Consider the following 15,629-nt stretch of genomic DNA (forward strand, 5'->3'; position numbering starts at 1 on the left):
CCCCGTCCCGACAACACCGCGATGCGTAACCCCAAGAGCTTGAATACGCATGCTGCACTGCGATCTGTCAACGCCACGGCAAGGCGATGGATAGTCGATTTCACTGTCTGAACAATTGCTTATCGACAAGTTCGTTGATGCAAACAGCACCAAAACAGCCGGTTTTCCGGGCTTTTCCGAAGCGGCACCCGTGACAAAGGCGTCCGGGAGAACCGCACATCCCCAGAATTGCATCCGCCCCTATTTGTCTGACTTTTTCTGGGTGCATTTTGCCGGAACCTCTCAGAGCCCGCAAAAAAGAACCCCGGCCTGGGCCGGGGTTCTTGCAACAGCAGACAGTCGGAGGGACGTTATCTACTCTGCAAGCTCATCAGGTCCATGCAGCGTCCAGTCCGCGCGCCTGGCCAGAACCAGCACATAATAGACCGCCGCCACGACCATGATCAGAAGCGTGGCAATCAGGCTCGGGCGGCCAAAGGCAGCGTCAAGCAGGTTCTGGTAAGCGACATAGATCAGCGCCACGAAGGCCAGGATCGCCGGCAACGGGAACAGCGGCATGCGGTAATGGCCGCCGCTGGTGGTGCCGTTGCGGCGGCCGATAAACGCGCCGACGCACAGCAAGGCGTAGATCACCACCAGCGACGTGCCGCTGACGACCAGCAGCAGGTTGATGTCGATGAAGCAAGCGAGCGCCGCCAGTACCGACACCACGATGGTCGCGACCCAAGGCGACGCGTAGCTGCCATGGACGGAAGCAACAGCGGCGTTGATAGGGCCGAACCAGGTCTTGTCACGGCCAGAGCTGAACAGCAGCCGAGCTGCCTGCAGGATGATCGCGATCACCGCGTTGAAAATGGCAACGGCAATCGCCAGGCTGATCAGAACCGTGAGTGCATGACCGCCGCGGGCCTCAAGGAAATATTCGATCTTCTGCGGTGCGGCGAGCAAGGCGACGAGATCCGGAGCACCAAGCAACACGGCGGTTAGCGGGATCAGTTCGGCAGCGACCGTGATGAGCAGTGCCCACACCACGATCTTGCCGATGTTGCGCTTGGCGTCATGCGTCTCCTCGCCGAAATAGGCGGCGGCACCGTAGCCATTGTAGGCGAAGAGAGCCACGGCAGTCGCCGCCATCACGATGCCTGCCGATGCCGGAACCAGCGCGTTGGTGGCCGGATCGAGCAGTTGAGGCGCCGTGAACAGGCTGCTCAGCGGCCGTTCGACATGAGCGAAGCCAAGACCGGTCAAGATCAGCAGCGCTAACATCTCGATGCCCAGGAATATGCCGGTGACCAAGGCATTGAGCTTGATCCGCATCGCCGCGACAGTTCCGGCCAGCGCGATTGTCACCACGCCCACCCATTCCGGGCTGAGATTGGGGATCAGAACGCCGAGATAGGTGCCGACCCCAAGCGCGATAACCGCCACGATCAGCACGATCGAGACGAACACCAGAACCAAGGTGACAAATCCCCAGAAGCGGCCGAGCGTACGGCCGATCATCGTGTATTCGCCACCGGCCATGGGATAGGCCGACGACAGTTCCGCGTAGACGAACGCCATGAACAGGCCGATGACGGCCGCGATGACGAAACTGAGAAATGAGCCCGTGCCGGCCAGGGCGATGACGCCTGGCACGATGATGAACACCGACGATGCCGGCGTCACCGCCGACAGCACGATCATGAGCGTGCCCAGCGCGTTGAGCGCCCGGTCCAGTCCCTTGGCGGTGGGCGCGGCTTTGGCTGTTGCCCCAGTTGTGGCTTCGTTTGTAGACATTGTCCTCCCCTTTTTTTAATCAGATAAAAATTATCCTCCGCAGCGGAACCTATCGACAGGATGACAAAGCGTCAACGAATATGGCGTACGGAGGCTTGCAAAATTTCGTATGCCAGTTTTTAATTGAATAGAATTCAGGAAATGAGATGGGCAGACCCAAAACACAGACCGACCGCCGCCTGACATTGGTGACAGCCGCGGAATCGATGATCGCCAAGCGCGGGCTCGCCGGCGTCACCTTGCGTGACGTCGCCAGCGAGGCGGGCATGAGTTCAAGCGCCCTGCTCTACTACTACCCTGGGCTGAAGGACTTGCTGGACGATGTGCAGCGCAAGGCGGTCGAACGGTTCTGCACGCTGCGTGCCGCCTCGGTCGCGGCAATCGCCGATCCCCGGTCGCGGCTGAAGGCAATGATCGAGAGCGGGCTGCCAACGGACAAGGACGACCAGCTCTGCAGACTCCTGCTGGAACTCGGCGCCTATTCGCGTTCCGACGCAAGCTACGCGGCCCGCCACATCACGTTGTTCGAGCGACAGGTGGCGATCTATATCGGCATCCTCGAAGCCGGTGCAGCCACGGGCGTGTTCAAGCTGCAAGCAGGCAGCGACACCATCGCTCGCAGTCTGGTGGTGCTCGAGGACGGGCTTGGCCTTCACCTTACCAACATCGTTCCGGCGGTCGACCAACAGGCTGCTCTGACAATTCTCACCAACTATGCCGAACTCGCGACCGGCTGCCGCCTCGGCTGAGCCCAGCACTCACGGCCCGGCCCGGCCCCACGGAAGGATATCTTACCGCAATGAACCAACGCGCCGTTCTCAACATGACGCCCGCCGGCAAGCAACGTGCCCGCGCGCTGGGGATTCCGTTCCGGGGCAAGCCCGGGCCAGCCAATGCCGTCACCGATGTGGAAGGTGTTCTCGTCGGCTATTCGACGATCATCGAGGGCGACGGCAAGCTCAATCTCGGCCTTGGGCCAGTACGCACCGGCGTAACCGCGATCCTGCCGCTTGGCCGGGAGGGCGTCGGTCTCGCTTGCGCAGCCGGCTATCATTCATTCAACGGCAATGGCGAAATGACCGGCATGTCATGGATCGAGGAAGCAGGCAGCCTCAGCCTGCCCATCCTGATCACCAACACCCATGCGGTCGGCCCCTGCCATCGCGGCGTCATCGACTGGGTGGCGCGCAACAAGCCTGAAATGACCAGCCAGTGGCTGCTGCCGGTGGTGGGCGAGACCTGGGACGGCTACCTCAACGACATCAACGGTTCGCACGTCACCGTCGACCACGCCATGGCGGCGATCGACAGTGCTGCCGGCGGGAGTATCGAGGAAGGTTCGGTCGGCGGCGGCACGGGCATGAACTGCTACGCTTTCAAGGGCGGTTCCGGGACCGCCTCGCGTGTCGTCGGCTACGGCCATCGCGACTACACGGTCGGCGTCTTCCTGCAGACCAATTTCGGCTCGCGCCACGAACTCACCATCGCCGGGGTACCGCTTGGCAATGAGCTCGCTGGCGAGAACCCGATAGAATCCTTCTTCAGCGGCCAGCCGACAGGCGCCGGCTCCTGTATCGGCATTGTCGTCACCGATGCGCCGCTGCTGCCTGGGCAGTGCAAGGCGCTGGCGCGGCGCGTGCCGCTCGGCCTCGCCCGCACGGGCACCAGCGGCTCGCATTTTTCCGGCGATATTTTCCTCGCCGTCTCAAACGCCAATCCCGATGCGTTGAACGGCCGCTTTCCACAAGGACCCGCCACCGAGGAGAGCTACGGCCACATGGACTTCATCCCATGGGGGCGGATGGACGATTTCTATACGGCGGTTGTCCAGGCGACAGAGGAAGCCGTGCTCAATGCACTTGTCGCCAACCACGACATGATCGGCCGCGATGGCAACCGCAGCCCGGCGCTGCCGCATGACAAGGTCGTGGCGGCGCTGAAAGCACGCGGCGTCATCTCCGGCTGACCAAACACATCGTTTCGTCCAGCCGTACACCTCCGACAAAAAACCCCGACGCAACAGCGCCGGGATTTCTCTTGGGAGGTAAATCCTTCGAAGTGGGCCAAGGCCCGCCCCGTGAACCGAACCTATGCGGCGGCCGAAACCTGTGCGCTGGCCGGCACGGATGCGATCGTCTTCAGGATCTGCGAAGCGATCTGGTAGGGGTCGCCCTGCGAGTTCGGACGGCGGTCTTCCAGATAACCCTTGTAGCCGTTGTTGACGAAGGAATGCGGCACGCGGATCGAGGCGCCGCGATCGGCGATGCCATAGCTGAACCTGTTCCACGGCGCTGTCTCGTGCTTGCCGGTCAGGCGCTTGTCATTGTCCGGGCCATAGACGGCGATGTGATCCATCAGGTTCTTGTCGAACTCCGCCATCAGCGCTTCGAAATAGGCCTTGCCGCCGACTTCGCGCATAAAGGAGGTGGAGAAGTTGGCGTGCATACCCGAGCCGTTCCAGTCGGTGTCGCCGAGCGGCTTGCAATGATATTCGATGTCGATCTCGTATTTCTCGGTCAGGCGCTGCAGAAGGTAGCGGGCCATCCACATCTGGTCGGCGGCCTTCTTGGAGCCCTTGCCGAAAATCTGGAATTCCCACTGGCCCTTGGCCACTTCGGCGTTGATGCCTTCATGGTTGATGCCCGCCGCGAGGCATAGATCGAGATGCTCCTCAACGATCTGGCGCGCGATTGAGCCGACGTTCGAATAACCGACACCAGTGTAGTAAGGGCCCTGCGGCGCAGGGTAGCCGGTCTCGGGGAAGCCGAGCGGACGGCCATCCTTGTAGAAGAAATATTCCTGCTCGAAGCCGAACCAGGCGCCCTCGTCGTCGAGAACCGTGGCGCGCTTGTTGGAAACATGCGGCGTCACGCCATCGGGCATCATGACTTCGCACATCACCAGCACACCATTGGTGCGAGCGGGATCCGGATAGACCGCCACGGGCTTCAGGACGCAGTCGGAGCTGTGGCCTTCGGCCTGCATCGTCGACGAACCGTCAAAGCCCCAAAGCGGCAGCTGCTCGAGCGCCGGGAACTCTGCAAATTCCTTGATCTGCGTCTTGCCGCGCAGGTTGGGGACCGGGGTGTATCCATCGAGCCAGATGTACTCGAGCCTGTACTTCGTCATTCTAACCTCTCGTTGCTAGTTCACCGAACACTGGCGCTGACATGCGTCCGCCGCCAGCAGCGGCCTGCCAATTCATAAAATGCAATTCGTGTGCCACTCCGCCAATCATGGGTGCGACAAAAATGACGGTCACTTCAGGGCAAAACCGCCAAGCGGTCTAAGCAATGCGTTTGGATCGGCCACATTTGCAAACAGCACAAATATTAGGCAAATACTGATCTTTTGGTAGGCATATTGCCTAACTCGATTGCAGAACCTATGTTTGGGAAGAGTTGAATCAACACGGTTCGACAGAGGAAAGGAGCCCGACAATGGAAGTCACTTCCGCCCGTCCGTCGGCAAAAATTCTGATGTTCCCGGTGGCAGTCCGCGCTTCTGCCTCAAATTTGAGCGGCAAGGCTAAATTCGCGGCAGAGCTTGCCTCGCTGCGCGGTGTTCGCGCGGATTTCGGCGACGGCTGGTATCACGAGGCAGCCATAGAGCAAGCGGAGCAGGAGCGAAAACGCTAGTCCTCTTTCGCGATCCCCTTTTTTGCGGGCCAAGAATTGAAAAACCCGGCGCGATCACTCGCGCCGGGTTTTTTCCATGGAGCACTAGGTGATTACTGCTTGGTGTTCAGGTCAGTTCCCAGCGTATCCCTGACGAAGATCATGCCGATGACCAGCGACATCGCGGCGATGACCACCGGATACCAGAGACCATAGTAGATATCGCCCTTGTAGGCGCTGAGCGCGAAGACGGTCGCCGGAAGCAGGCCACCGAACCAGCCGTTGCCGATGTGATAAGGCAGCGACATGCCAGTGTATCGGATGCGAGTCGGGAACATCTCGACCAGGATCGCGGCAATCGGCCCATAAACCATGGTCACGAACAGGACCAGGATGAACAGGATGCCGATTGTCATCGGCCAGTTGATTGCGGCCGAATCGGCGAACATGGCAAAGGCACCGCCACCGGGGATGCTATAGACGGTGACCTCGGGCGCTCCTGCCGCCTCGTCGGCGGTCAGCAGCTTGTCCTTGATCGCCTGATCCGCCGGAACCGTTGCCTTCTCGCCGGCACGAATGGCGGCGGCATCAAGCTTCAATTCCGGATTGGCCGCGACAAACGCATCAAGCTTCTGGTCCGTAACCTTGATCGCGGCACGCTTCAGTGGATAGCCACCGTCCTGCAGTGACATGTTGACGGCCTTGACGAAAGCAGCGTCCTTGGCCTTGGCCTGATCGCCGGCGGCGATGGCGTCATAGGAATTCACCGTCTCATTGCCGATCTTGACTGAAGCAGCCGTTCCAGCCGCAGCCGTCGACACCACGTCATAAGGGACCGAGTTCTTGGTGAGGAACGAAGTCGCGATGTCGCATGACGTTGTGAACTTCGCCGTACCCACCGGATTGAACTGGAATCTGCAGTCTCCAGGTGCGGCGGTTACCGTCGCGCGCGTGCTCTGCTGGGCTTTGGCGAGTGCCGGATTGGCGGCCCATGTCAAGGCTTTGAACAGCGGGAACGTGCAGACGATCGCCAAGGCGAGCCCCGCCATGATGATAGGCTTGCGGCCGATCTTGTCGGAGAGCCAGCCGAAGACGACGAAGAATATCGAGCCGAGCGCCAGCGCGATGGCGATCATGATATTCACCGATTGCGCATCGACCTTAAGGACGTTGGTGAGGAAGAACAGCGCGTAGAACTGGCCGTTGTACCAGACCACGGCCTGACCGGCGGTGAGGCCGAGCAATGCCAGCAGCGCAATCCTGGCGTTCTTCCACTGGCCGAAGGCTTCCGTCAGCGGCGCCTTGGAGCCCTTGCCCTCGTCCTTCATGCGCTGGAACGTCGGCGATTCCGAAAGCGACAGCCGGATCCAGATCGATATGCCGAGCAGCAGGAATGAAACAATAAACGGAATGCGCCAACCCCAGGCAGCATAGGTTTCCTTGCTCAGGGAGGCCTGCACGATCAGGATAACAATCAGCGACAGGAACAGACCGAGCGTGGCCGTCGTCTGGATCCACGAGGTGTAGTAGCCGCGTCGATTGTCGGGCGCGTGCTCGGCGACATAGGTGGCCGCACCGCCATATTCGCCACCGAGCGCCAGACCCTGCAACATGCGCAGGATAATCAGGATCACCGGAGCCGCGATGCCAAGGGTAGCATAGCCGGGCAGCAGGCCGACCAGGAAGGTCGACAGGCCCATGATCGTCATGGTGACAAGAAATGTATATTTGCGGCCGACAAGGTCGCCGATACGGCCGAAGAGCAGAGCGCCGAACGGGCGGACCAGGAAGCCGGCGGCGAAGGCCAGCAGCGCGAAGATGTTGCGCGTCGCTTCTGGAATGGTTGGGCTGAAAAACGTCGAGCCGATAAACACCGCGAGCGAACCGTAGAGATAGAAATCGTACCATTCGAAAACAGTGCCGAGCGAGGAAGCGAAGATGACTTTCTTCTCCTCCCGCGTCATGCCGCGGCTTGCTCCGCCGGCGGTCGATGCCATAGCCATTGATGTGTCCTCCCGTGAGACTTTCCCTCGATGCTGCGCGTTAGAATTCCCGTTCTCCTCCGAACGCGGACTCAAAGCAGCCATCACGGAAAAAATGACAGAAAGCACCCGCCAACGGCAGAGCGCCTTTGGGATTATGACTTTGGTATTAGGTGCGGTGCAAAATAAATTTTGGCAGTCGACTGCTAGTTCTTGAGTGCCTCAAGAACACTTGCAGCGGCCATCATGTCGCGTTTGCGGGCGGAGCGCCGTGCGACGGCCTCGGCATCTTGTCCCCACTGCTCGATCTGCCAATCCTCGTCGACGTGACCGGCGGCCCATGCGGCCTCCGCATCAAGTTCGCCGAAATCGACCGCTAGCGCCAGCAGTGCCGACCCGGTCAACGATGTCATTACGTGAATGGCAGCCAACCGCATCGGCTCCGCACGTTGGCTGAGGTGGACACCCAGCACAGCGATGGTCTCGCGCGGCTGCTCGACATGGATGATACCTTCGGCGAGGTTGAAGCGCGCGCCAAGAACCGCCCTCGCCCAGTCGATCACCGGGTCCCAATGCTGGTTCTGCCGCTCTACCAGCCCTTGCGGTGCGTCGGCGCGGTAGCAGAGCATATCGGACGAGGCGAAGCGCAGGATGTCCTCAAGCACTGCCTGCGGGTCGCTGGCAACGCCATCGATGGCGGTGTTGACCAGACGCATGACCGGCATCGTCACCGGATTTATGGTCTCGCCTTGCGCGGCGAATTCATCGGCCACAAGCGTTGCCGCTTTTTCCGTCGGCAGCGCCAGCAGCGCTTTGCCTGGCGTGCGCACCGGCTTGCCGTCGAGATGCACGGCAAAGCCGTTTTCGACCAGCGCCACCGCGGCGGCTTTGTAGAAGCGCTTCGGCAAGTGTGTCTTCATCTGGATCTGGGCGCGGCGCACTGGATCCGGGTCGGACAGCTGCTTTCCGGCTTCGAGATCGTTTAGGATATCACGCATGGAAATTCTCTCTCACACCGGCACCTGCTTGCGCGCCGGCCGGTTGACGATGATCAGGCCGGCGGCAATGAGGCCAAGCGCCAGGAAAATGCGAATGGTCAGCGGCTCATTCAAGAACAGCGCGCCACAAAGCACACCGAAAACCGGCGACAGGAAGGTGAAACTGGACAGACCTGATGCCGGATAGCGGCGCAACAGCCAGAACCACAGAACATAGGTGAAGGCGACGATATAGACCGCCTGGAAAAGCAGCGCCAATGTCGGGAGCACGGCAGGATCGCGAATAGCCGGACCGGCAAGAGGCAGGACCAGCATACCGACAACGGCCGCGCCGGCGAGTTGATAGAGCAAGAGCTTCTCGGCGCTCGCCTCGACCAGCTTCGATCGCTTGATGAGGATATTGGTGACGGCCCAGAAGAAACCGGAGCCGAGGCTCAACAGGTCGCCAAATAGCATGTCTCCGCCGCTAAGCTTGTCGGAAAAAACCGAGGCAAGACCGGCGAAGGCGAGCAGCAGGCCAAGCAGTTTGCGCAACGTGATCTGCTCGCCAAGCAGGAAATGGCCGCCGACCAGCATCCAGAACGGCATGGTGTTGACCAGAAGCGTGTTGCGGGCAACCGTCGTGTGCTCCAGGCCGACATAGAGGCAGAGGAACTCGATGCCGAACAGAACGCCAACGGCAATGCCGGCCAGCAGTGTTCCGTCACGACGAAACAATGCGATGCCGCGCCACCGGCACCAGAGGACGACGCATAGGCCGCCGATGACCGAGCGGGCGATCGACAGGAAAACGGGATCGTAGCCGGCATAGGAGATCTTGGCGGCGACGTAGTTCAGCCCCCAGGAAAAGGTCAGGCCGACCATGATGGCAGCGGCCGCCATATCGATCGTATCGCGGCGATCGAGTGTATCGGCGGCGCTGCTCAACTTAATCCTCCGCGCTGGCGTCGTCGAATCCGATCAGATTCCAGCTCTGGCGCATGTGCGGCGGCATCGGCGCGGTGACATCAATGAAACCCTTGTCGGGATGCGGGATGATGATACGCCGTGCATGCAGATGCAGCTTGTTCTGCAGGCCGCCTGGAAAGTCCCAGTTGGTGTCGGCCTCGAAATATTTGGGGTCGCCGATGATCGGGCAGCCGATGTAAGCCGCATGGACGCGCAGCTGGTGCGTGCGGCCGGTATAGGGCTCCATCTCCAGCCAGGTCATCGTCTGGGCCGCCTGCTCGATGACGCGGTAGTAAGACACGGCGTGGTCGGCGCCCTTTTCGCCATGGTTGGCAACGCGCACGCGGTCACCGTCGGGCGTCGGCTCTTTAATCAGCCAGGTCGAGATCTTGTCCTCACGCTTGGGCGGCACGCCCTTGACCAGCGCCCAGTAGGTCTTCTTGGTTTCCCGCGCGCGAAACGCCTCGGAAAGCTTCATGGCGGCGAGCCGGGTGCGTGCGACAACCAGCACGCCCGAGGTGTCGCGGTCGAGCCGGTGGACCAGCCGCGGCTTCTCGCCCTTCTGGCTGCGCCAGGCTTCCAGCATGTCGTCGACATTGCGGGTAACGCCCGAGCCGCCCTGAACGGCGAGACCCGCAGGCTTGTTGAAGACAAAGACCTTGGGATCCTCATGGATCAGCATCTTCGCCAGAACGTCGGCATCACCCTGATTGCGGATCGAGTAACCGGTCAGCGCGCTTTCGCCCTTCTTGTCCACCTCGAGCGGCGGGACGCGAACCATCTGGCCCGGCTCGACGCGGGTATCGGCCTTGACTCGGCCGCCATCGACGCGGATCTGGCCGGAACGCAGCAGCTTCTGCAGGTGGCCGAAACCAAGCCCCGGAAAGTGGGTCTTGAACCAGCGATCGAGCCGCATACCCGCCTCGCCAGCCTCCACTGTTATCTGTTCAACGCCTGCCATTATCTCGTTTTACCCGTTTCAAAGCGGGGCCATAGCACTAAGGCAGGCTTCTTGCGAGCCAAAGACCCAGAAACAGGGCGATAATGGCGCCAATGACGCTGGCAAGCGCATATCCGAGTGCCGGAAGTGTCGAACCGCGCTCCCAAAGCGTCGCGAAATCGAGCGAAAAAGCGGAGAAAGTGGTGAAGCCGCCGAGAATACCGGTGGCGACAAACAGCCTGAGCTCGTTCGAGCCGCCACGCCGCACCAGAGATGCGATGAACACGCCCATGACGAAGGAGCCGATAATGTTGATGACCATCGTGCCCCAGGGATAGTTGGGGCCGACGAGACGCAGCGCGCCGATGTTGGTGAGATGGCGGATGCCGGCGCCGATGCCACCACCAACCACAACGAGAAGCAGATTGAACATTCCCGTTTAGTGCCCCCGCAGGGGCGTGCCGGTCAATCCCTTGCGCCTCCCGCAACTGGAACAACACAGACCGTCGAACGCGTCAGAAACCGTCTCTCACGCCCATTGTCGAGCGAGAACATGCCGCCCCTGCCCGGCACCACATCGATGATCAGGTCAGTGTGTTTCCACACCTCGAATTGCGAAGCACTGATGTAGACCGGCGTCTCGTCGATCTCCCCCAGCATGACGTCATTGTCGCCGACCATGAAATCATTGCGGGGATAGCACATGGGCGAGGAACCATCGCAACAGCCGCCGGATTGATGGAACAGGACCGGCCCATGGTCCGCGATGATTTCCGCCAGAAAGCTTCTGGCCGCCGGCGTGGCCGAAACTTTTCCCAGCGAGATCTTGTCTAGCATTCCGTCCTCCATCGTCCGGTAATCGGAACGTCGCCACACAGGCCGCGTTCCACCAGCGGCTGGCGCCCAATCCTGATGTCAGGAGCGGGCGCCGCAGCCTGGGAGGCGATCAGAAGAAGCCGAGCTTCTTCGGGCTGTAGCTGACCAGCATGTTCTTGGTCTGCTGATAGTGGTCGAGCATCATCTTGTGGTTTTCACGCCCGATGCCCGATTGCTTGTAGCCGCCAAACGCCGCATGCGCCGGGTAGGCATGATAGCAGTTGGTCCACACGCGGCCGGCCTGGATGGCGCGGCCGAAGCGGTAGCAGCGGTTCGCATCGCGGCTCCAGATGCCGGCGCCAAGGCCGTAGAGCGTGTCATTGGCGATCGACAGTGCCTCATCGTCATCCTTGAAGGTCGTCACCGAGACCACCGGTCCGAAAATCTCCTCCTGGAAGACGCGCATCTTGTTGTGGCCCTTGAACACTGTCGGCTTGACGTAATAGCCGCCAGCCAGATCTCCCGGCAGATGGTTCTGTTCGCCACCAGTCAACACTTCGGCACCTTCCTGGCGGCCGATGTCAAAGTAGCTCAGGATCTTTTCCAGCTGTTCGCTCGATGCCTGGGCACCGATCATCGTTGCCGGATCGAGAGGGTCGCCCTGGACGATCGCCTCGACACGCTTCAGCGCCTTGTCCATGAACTTGTCGTAGATCTTCTCATGCACCAGCGCCCGGCTGGGGCAGGTGCAGACCTCGCCCTGGTTGAGGGCGAACATGACGAAGCCCTCGATCGCCTTGTCGAAGAAATCGTCGTCCTCCGCGGTCACGTCCTGGAAGAAGATGTTGGGCGACTTCCCGCCGAGTTCGAGCGTCACCGGGATGAGGTTCTGGCTGGCATATTGCGAGATCAGCCTGCCGGTCGTGGTCTCGCCGGTGAAGGCAATCTTAGCGATACGGTTTGACGAGGCGAGCGGCTTGCCGGCTTCGAGGCCAAAGCCGTTGACGATGTTGAGCACGCCATCAGGCAACAGGTCGCCGATGAGATCAGCCCAAAGCATGATGGTGGCGGGCGTCTGTTCGGCGGGCTTGAGCACCACGCAATTGCCGGCGGCGAGCGCGGGCGCCAGTTTCCACACGGCCATCAGCAGTGGGAAATTCCACGGAATGATCTGACCGACGACGCCAAGCGGCTCATGAAAATGGTAGGCAACCGTATCGTGGTCGATCTCGGAGATGCCGCCTTCCTGGCCGCGCACGGCGCCGGCGAAATAGCGGAAATGATCAATGGCGAGTGGCAGGTCGGCGGCGGTCGTCTCGCGGATCGGCTTGCCATTATCCCAGGTCTCGGCGAGCGCCAGCAGGTCGAGATTGTCTTCCATACGATCGGCGATACGATTGAGGATCAGCGCGCGTGCGGCAGCACTCGTTCTGCCCCAGGCGTCCTTGGCCTTGTGCGCGGCATCGAGCGCCGCTTCGATATCCTTGGCATCGGAGCGGGCGACCTCGCCCAGTGGTCGGCCGGTGACGGGGGAGATGTTCTCAAAATATCTCCCGGAATGCGGGGCGACCCATTTGCCGCCGATGTAATTGTCATAGCGCTTGGCGAAGGGAACCTTGGCCGTGCGCGAAAATTCAACCTTGTTCATCGTCTTCCTCCCAAGAAGCAGCACCACGGGATGCGGCGCGTCGTGGGGGAGAGTTGCGGATGAGTGGCGGCTTGTCAGCCCGGGTTTGCCACTCGCTGGAGCCGACTGTCGCAGATATGCGACAGCTGCCGACCTCAAACTCAGTGCGGACGGCGGATGCCGAAGCGCGCGAGCTTGCGATGCAAGGTGGCACGCGAAATCCCCAGATTGCTGGCGGCCGCCGAGACATTGCCATCGGCGCGTGCGATGGCGCGCTGAACCACGCCGCGCTCCGCCTCGTCCAGGTCTTCAGCTGCCTTTGCCGAACCGCCAAGGATGTCCGCGGCAGGAAGCCCCTTGGCCAAGGTCTGTTGCGTGATGCCGAGAGCAAGACGGGCCGAGCGTGTCGCTCCGATCACCAGATCGTCGGCATCGACGGCGATCAAGGCCCCGGCGCTGCGCTCAGCCACCGGCGCCAGCAGGATGCGGGCGCCGGAAAACGCCAGACGGAAATTCTCGGCCTCGATGCGGCGCGCCGCATCGCCCACCGCGATAGCGATCAGATTGACAAAGCCTTCGGTCAGGTCCGACCGGCATGACGACACATCGAGTGCCGCCACCAGATTGCCTTCATGATCGTAGATCGGCGCGGTGGTGCAACTGAGCAGCGTGTTGCGCGAGAAGAAATGCTGGTCGCGGTGGATCGTCAGCGCGCGCTGATCGGCAAGGCATGTGCCGATGCCGTTGGTGCCCTCCGAGACCTCGCTCCAGACGGTGCCCGTCCACAAGCCCCATTCATCGAACGTGTCGTCATCCGCGACAGAGCCGCGGCGTTCGAGCGGAATGCCTTCACGATCGGCAAGCAGCACGCAGCATCCAATGCCGCCGACTGCGAGATAAAGGCGGTCGAGGCTAGCATCCGCAGCGCGCAGCAATGGCTCTATGCGTTGTCGAGCATGCCGGAGTTCGCCTTCGGTCAGTCGTCGCGTCGCCTTTCGCTCAGCCGGATCGAGGCCATGCAATGTCAGCGAGCGCCGCCATGAGGCGACCAATGCCGAGCGGGCCGCATCGCTGCTGGCGATGGAAGCCTGGATAAAATCCGCATGATGGCCAGTCGGCTGCCGTCCGCTCACCTCATCCTCCCAAGGCGAATGTCGCTTCCAACTCAAAGCAGCGTTATATCCGCTAAGATATATCCATTGTCGGAGTTGTAGAGGATCGCAGCGCGACGGCGCTATAGGACGATGGTGCAAGGGTTGCGGGGAAGAGCGGCCAGCCCAAGCCCACAGCCATGATCGTCACCACTCAGGCGTTGTCCAGCTTGGATATTTCTCCCTGAACTCGCTGTACAGGGCGTCGATTTCGGTTTTGCTGACCGGTCGCACTTGCTCATAAAGGTAGCCGGTCACGTTGCCGGACAGCTGATATGTCGTAATGCGCCTGTACGCGGCGCCAATGCCTGTCCCTTGGACGATGTGTTGGTCCGGCAATGTCACACAGATCTGCGCGTCCGGTTGCCGGTGGATAATGGGAGGGTTGGTTACAACAATGTATTTCGATTTCAAAGATTCAGGCTGAAACTGATCACGGCTGTCAATCTGGCAAGACAAGATCACATAATTATAAAGAACTGGGTTCATGCTGAGTAGCAGTGAATCGCTCATTATTGCGCCCGACGCAAATACTGAGAAACTGTCGCCAGTTCCGCCCTTCTTAACAAGATCATCGACCAGGCGCCTGTATTCCGCAAGATTGTCAAGATGAAGAGGAAGCGTCGCTTCCCTGGCAAAAAAATAACTTATTGGTGATAGAAGCTGGCGGCCCATTGGGAAAAACGCACCCAAAAACGCAAGGCCAGCTACGACGACCATGACCGCGTTCGCCCAGCGCCATCTCAGCGCCGGCATGGAAACGATCGCGACAATTGCCTGGGCATAGGCAGGAAAGAGCCAAAGGAACATTGGCATTGAATGGTGACGGTCCGGGTCCTGCGTGCGGACAAAAAGCAAGAAAGTCAGTGCGGAGGCCACCGCACAAAACAAGGAAAATCTATTGCGACGCGTGATGGAAAGGTAGAGGCCGGTCCCGATCAACAGCCAGTTTGCATAGCTCAGCCGGGCTCCGAACTGATCGATCTGGGAGGCGAAATTCGTCCTATACCCGCTGTAGAGATCACCATAGTTTGTAGCCAAAATCTTGGAAATCAAAGGCAGTTGGAAAGTCAATGCGGCAGCGACAATGACGCAAATTGCGCAGGCAGCCCCTAACGCAGCCCTCCAGAGCGTTGAGAATTCTCGATCCCTTGCAGCCTGCAACAAGCAAAACAATGCCGCGGAAATCAAAAGCCCCACCACGCTGTAGGCGTACCAGCGGCGCAGCATGAATGCCAACCACAAGCACACGCCAACGCATATTCCGCTGATTACCGGCTCGCGAGTGAGGAACCTTGGTTTCCATAGAAAATAGGTCGCGGCAAGAAGTGCAAGGCAACCGGCAATATCTGGCCACCCACGAAGCGTAGCCGCCCAAAATGGAGTGTAGAGAAGGGCAGCGATCCATACGGCAAGCCAGCCCCGGGATGGCTGTGTCGTGGTGACGGCTTCCAGGTAACTCAGTCTTGCCACGAAAAGGGCGGTGGGAATTAGGTATATCGTGACCACCGCAACGATGAATGAAAGCCTTGAGCCTCCAAACAGTATCTGAAACGGCATCAGCGGCACCAAGATCGCCATGCCATAGTCGTCCGTTTCGATGGAATTCTTCAGCTTGATCAGCGCCTGGATCGGGCTCTCAATCAAAAGCGCTCCCAGCTGATTAAAGCTATCGTGGTAAGCAATAAAATCCCAATAATATACGTTCTGCTCAATGCTCACGTATATCGCGCATAGAACAATGCTTATCAACGCGCTGCAAAGATATGTC

At 60.3% G+C, this 15,629-nt stretch carries 14 protein-coding genes; 3 read left to right on the forward strand and 11 right to left on the reverse strand.

Features of this window, described 5'->3' with window-relative positions; translation table 11 throughout:
• Positions 1–354: 354 nt before the first annotated feature.
• Positions 355–1,779, reverse strand: coding sequence for an APC family permease (locus tag GA829_RS22685; RefSeq protein ID WP_195174866.1), 1,425 nt, complete (start codon positions 1,777–1,779; stop codon positions 355–357).
• Positions 1,780–1,925: 146 nt separating this feature from the next.
• Here GA829_RS22685 and GA829_RS22690 point away from each other — a divergent pair, with 146 nt between their 5' ends.
• Together GA829_RS22690 and GA829_RS22695 are read left to right on the forward strand one after the other, a co-directional pair.
• The gene (locus GA829_RS22690) at positions 1,926–2,528 is read left to right on the forward strand and encodes a TetR/AcrR family transcriptional regulator (RefSeq protein WP_195174867.1); all 603 of its coding nucleotides are present in this window, start codon (positions 1,926–1,928) and stop codon (positions 2,526–2,528) included.
• Positions 2,529–2,578: 50 nt separating this feature from the next.
• A complete protein-coding gene (locus GA829_RS22695; protein ID WP_210337685.1) occupies positions 2,579–3,745 on the forward strand; it encodes a DmpA family aminopeptidase in 1,167 nt (388 codons plus the stop codon).
• Positions 3,746–3,867: 122 nt separating this feature from the next.
• Here the strand turns inward: GA829_RS22695 and GA829_RS22700 are convergent, their stop codons facing one another.
• Positions 3,868–4,908 carry a glutamine synthetase beta-grasp domain-containing protein gene (locus tag GA829_RS22700; RefSeq protein ID WP_195174868.1) on the reverse strand — a complete coding sequence of 347 codons (1,041 nt, stop codon included), beginning with the start codon at positions 4,906–4,908 and terminating at the stop codon, positions 3,868–3,870.
• A gap of 311 nt (positions 4,909–5,219) precedes the next feature.
• On the opposite strand from GA829_RS22700, the gene GA829_RS22705 reads away from it, so the two are divergent.
• On the forward strand, positions 5,220–5,417 hold the full coding sequence (locus tag GA829_RS22705) for a DUF2735 domain-containing protein (RefSeq protein ID WP_195174869.1): 198 nt from the start codon (positions 5,220–5,222) through the stop codon (positions 5,415–5,417).
• A 92-nt stretch (positions 5,418–5,509) separates the two neighbouring features.
• On the opposite strand, the gene GA829_RS22710 is transcribed toward GA829_RS22705, so the two are convergent.
• The 9 genes from GA829_RS22710 to GA829_RS22750 all read right to left on the reverse strand — a co-directional run bounded on the left by GA829_RS22710 (position 5,510) and on the right by GA829_RS22750 (position 15,580).
• Entirely contained in the window at positions 5,510–7,399 is a 1,890-nt protein-coding gene (locus tag GA829_RS22710; protein WP_195174870.1) for an MFS transporter, read from the reverse strand.
• A 185-nt stretch (positions 7,400–7,584) separates the two neighbouring features.
• Complete coding sequence (locus tag GA829_RS22715) at positions 7,585–8,376, reverse strand: ATP12 family chaperone protein (protein ID WP_195174871.1); 792 nt, start codon at positions 8,374–8,376, stop codon at positions 7,585–7,587.
• A gap of 12 nt (positions 8,377–8,388) precedes the next feature.
• Positions 8,389–9,258, reverse strand: coding sequence for a DMT family transporter (locus GA829_RS22720; protein WP_195179777.1), 870 nt, complete (start codon positions 9,256–9,258; stop codon positions 8,389–8,391).
• Between the two features lie 46 nt (positions 9,259–9,304).
• Positions 9,305–10,285 carry an RluA family pseudouridine synthase gene (locus GA829_RS22725; protein ID WP_195174872.1) on the reverse strand — a complete coding sequence of 327 codons (981 nt, stop codon included), beginning with the start codon at positions 10,283–10,285 and terminating at the stop codon, positions 9,305–9,307.
• Positions 10,286–10,322: 37 nt separating this feature from the next.
• Positions 10,323–10,697, reverse strand: a complete 375-nt coding sequence (gene crcB / locus GA829_RS22730; RefSeq protein WP_195174873.1) for a fluoride efflux transporter CrcB — start codon at positions 10,695–10,697, stop codon at positions 10,323–10,325.
• A gap of 32 nt (positions 10,698–10,729) precedes the next feature.
• Complete coding sequence (locus GA829_RS22735; RefSeq protein WP_195174874.1) at positions 10,730–11,101, reverse strand: DUF779 domain-containing protein; 372 nt, start codon at positions 11,099–11,101, stop codon at positions 10,730–10,732.
• Positions 11,102–11,210: 109 nt separating this feature from the next.
• A complete protein-coding gene (gene adh / locus GA829_RS22740) occupies positions 11,211–12,728 on the reverse strand; it encodes an aldehyde dehydrogenase (protein ID WP_195174875.1) in 1,518 nt (505 codons plus the stop codon).
• Positions 12,729–12,868: 140 nt separating this feature from the next.
• On the reverse strand, positions 12,869–13,840 hold the full coding sequence (locus GA829_RS22745) for a helix-turn-helix domain-containing protein (protein ID WP_195174876.1): 972 nt from the start codon (positions 13,838–13,840) through the stop codon (positions 12,869–12,871).
• A gap of 165 nt (positions 13,841–14,005) precedes the next feature.
• Positions 14,006–15,580 carry a hypothetical protein gene (locus GA829_RS22750; RefSeq protein ID WP_258051838.1) on the reverse strand — a complete coding sequence of 525 codons (1,575 nt, stop codon included), beginning with the start codon at positions 15,578–15,580 and terminating at the stop codon, positions 14,006–14,008.
• Between the last annotated feature and the right edge of the window lie 49 nt (positions 15,581–15,629).

This window comes from Mesorhizobium sp. INR15 (assembly GCF_015500075.1).
In the GTDB taxonomy this organism is placed as follows: Bacteria; Pseudomonadota; Alphaproteobacteria; order Rhizobiales; family Rhizobiaceae; genus Mesorhizobium.

What these genes read in the sequence shown, in the direction of transcription:
- GA829_RS22685 (WP_195174866.1), bottom strand. Translation starts at nt 1,779, where the DNA reads ATGTCTACAAACGAAGCCACAACTGGGGCAACAGCCAAAGCCGCGCCC.
- GA829_RS22690 (WP_195174867.1), top strand. Translation starts at nt 1,926, where the DNA reads ATGGGCAGACCCAAAACACAGACCGACCGCCGCCTGACATTGGTGACA.
- GA829_RS22695 (WP_210337685.1), top strand. Translation starts at nt 2,579, where the DNA reads ATGAACCAACGCGCCGTTCTCAACATGACGCCCGCCGGCAAGCAACGT.
- GA829_RS22700 (WP_195174868.1), bottom strand. Translation starts at nt 4,908, where the DNA reads ATGACGAAGTACAGGCTCGAGTACATCTGGCTCGATGGATACACCCCG.
- GA829_RS22705 (WP_195174869.1), top strand. Translation starts at nt 5,220, where the DNA reads ATGGAAGTCACTTCCGCCCGTCCGTCGGCAAAAATTCTGATGTTCCCG.
- GA829_RS22710 (WP_195174870.1), bottom strand. Translation starts at nt 7,399, where the DNA reads ATGGCTATGGCATCGACCGCCGGCGGAGCAAGCCGCGGCATGACGCGG.
- GA829_RS22715 (WP_195174871.1), bottom strand. Translation starts at nt 8,376, where the DNA reads ATGCGTGATATCCTAAACGATCTCGAAGCCGGAAAGCAGCTGTCCGAC.
- GA829_RS22720 (WP_195179777.1), bottom strand. Translation starts at nt 9,258, where the DNA reads ATGGCGGCCGCTGCCATCATGGTCGGCCTGACCTTTTCCTGGGGGCTG.
- GA829_RS22725 (WP_195174872.1), bottom strand. Translation starts at nt 10,285, where the DNA reads ATGGCAGGCGTTGAACAGATAACAGTGGAGGCTGGCGAGGCGGGTATG.
- crcB (WP_195174873.1), bottom strand. Translation starts at nt 10,697, where the DNA reads ATGTTCAATCTGCTTCTCGTTGTGGTTGGTGGTGGCATCGGCGCCGGC.
- GA829_RS22735 (WP_195174874.1), bottom strand. Translation starts at nt 11,101, where the DNA reads ATGCTAGACAAGATCTCGCTGGGAAAAGTTTCGGCCACGCCGGCGGCC.
- adh (WP_195174875.1), bottom strand. Translation starts at nt 12,728, where the DNA reads ATGAACAAGGTTGAATTTTCGCGCACGGCCAAGGTTCCCTTCGCCAAG.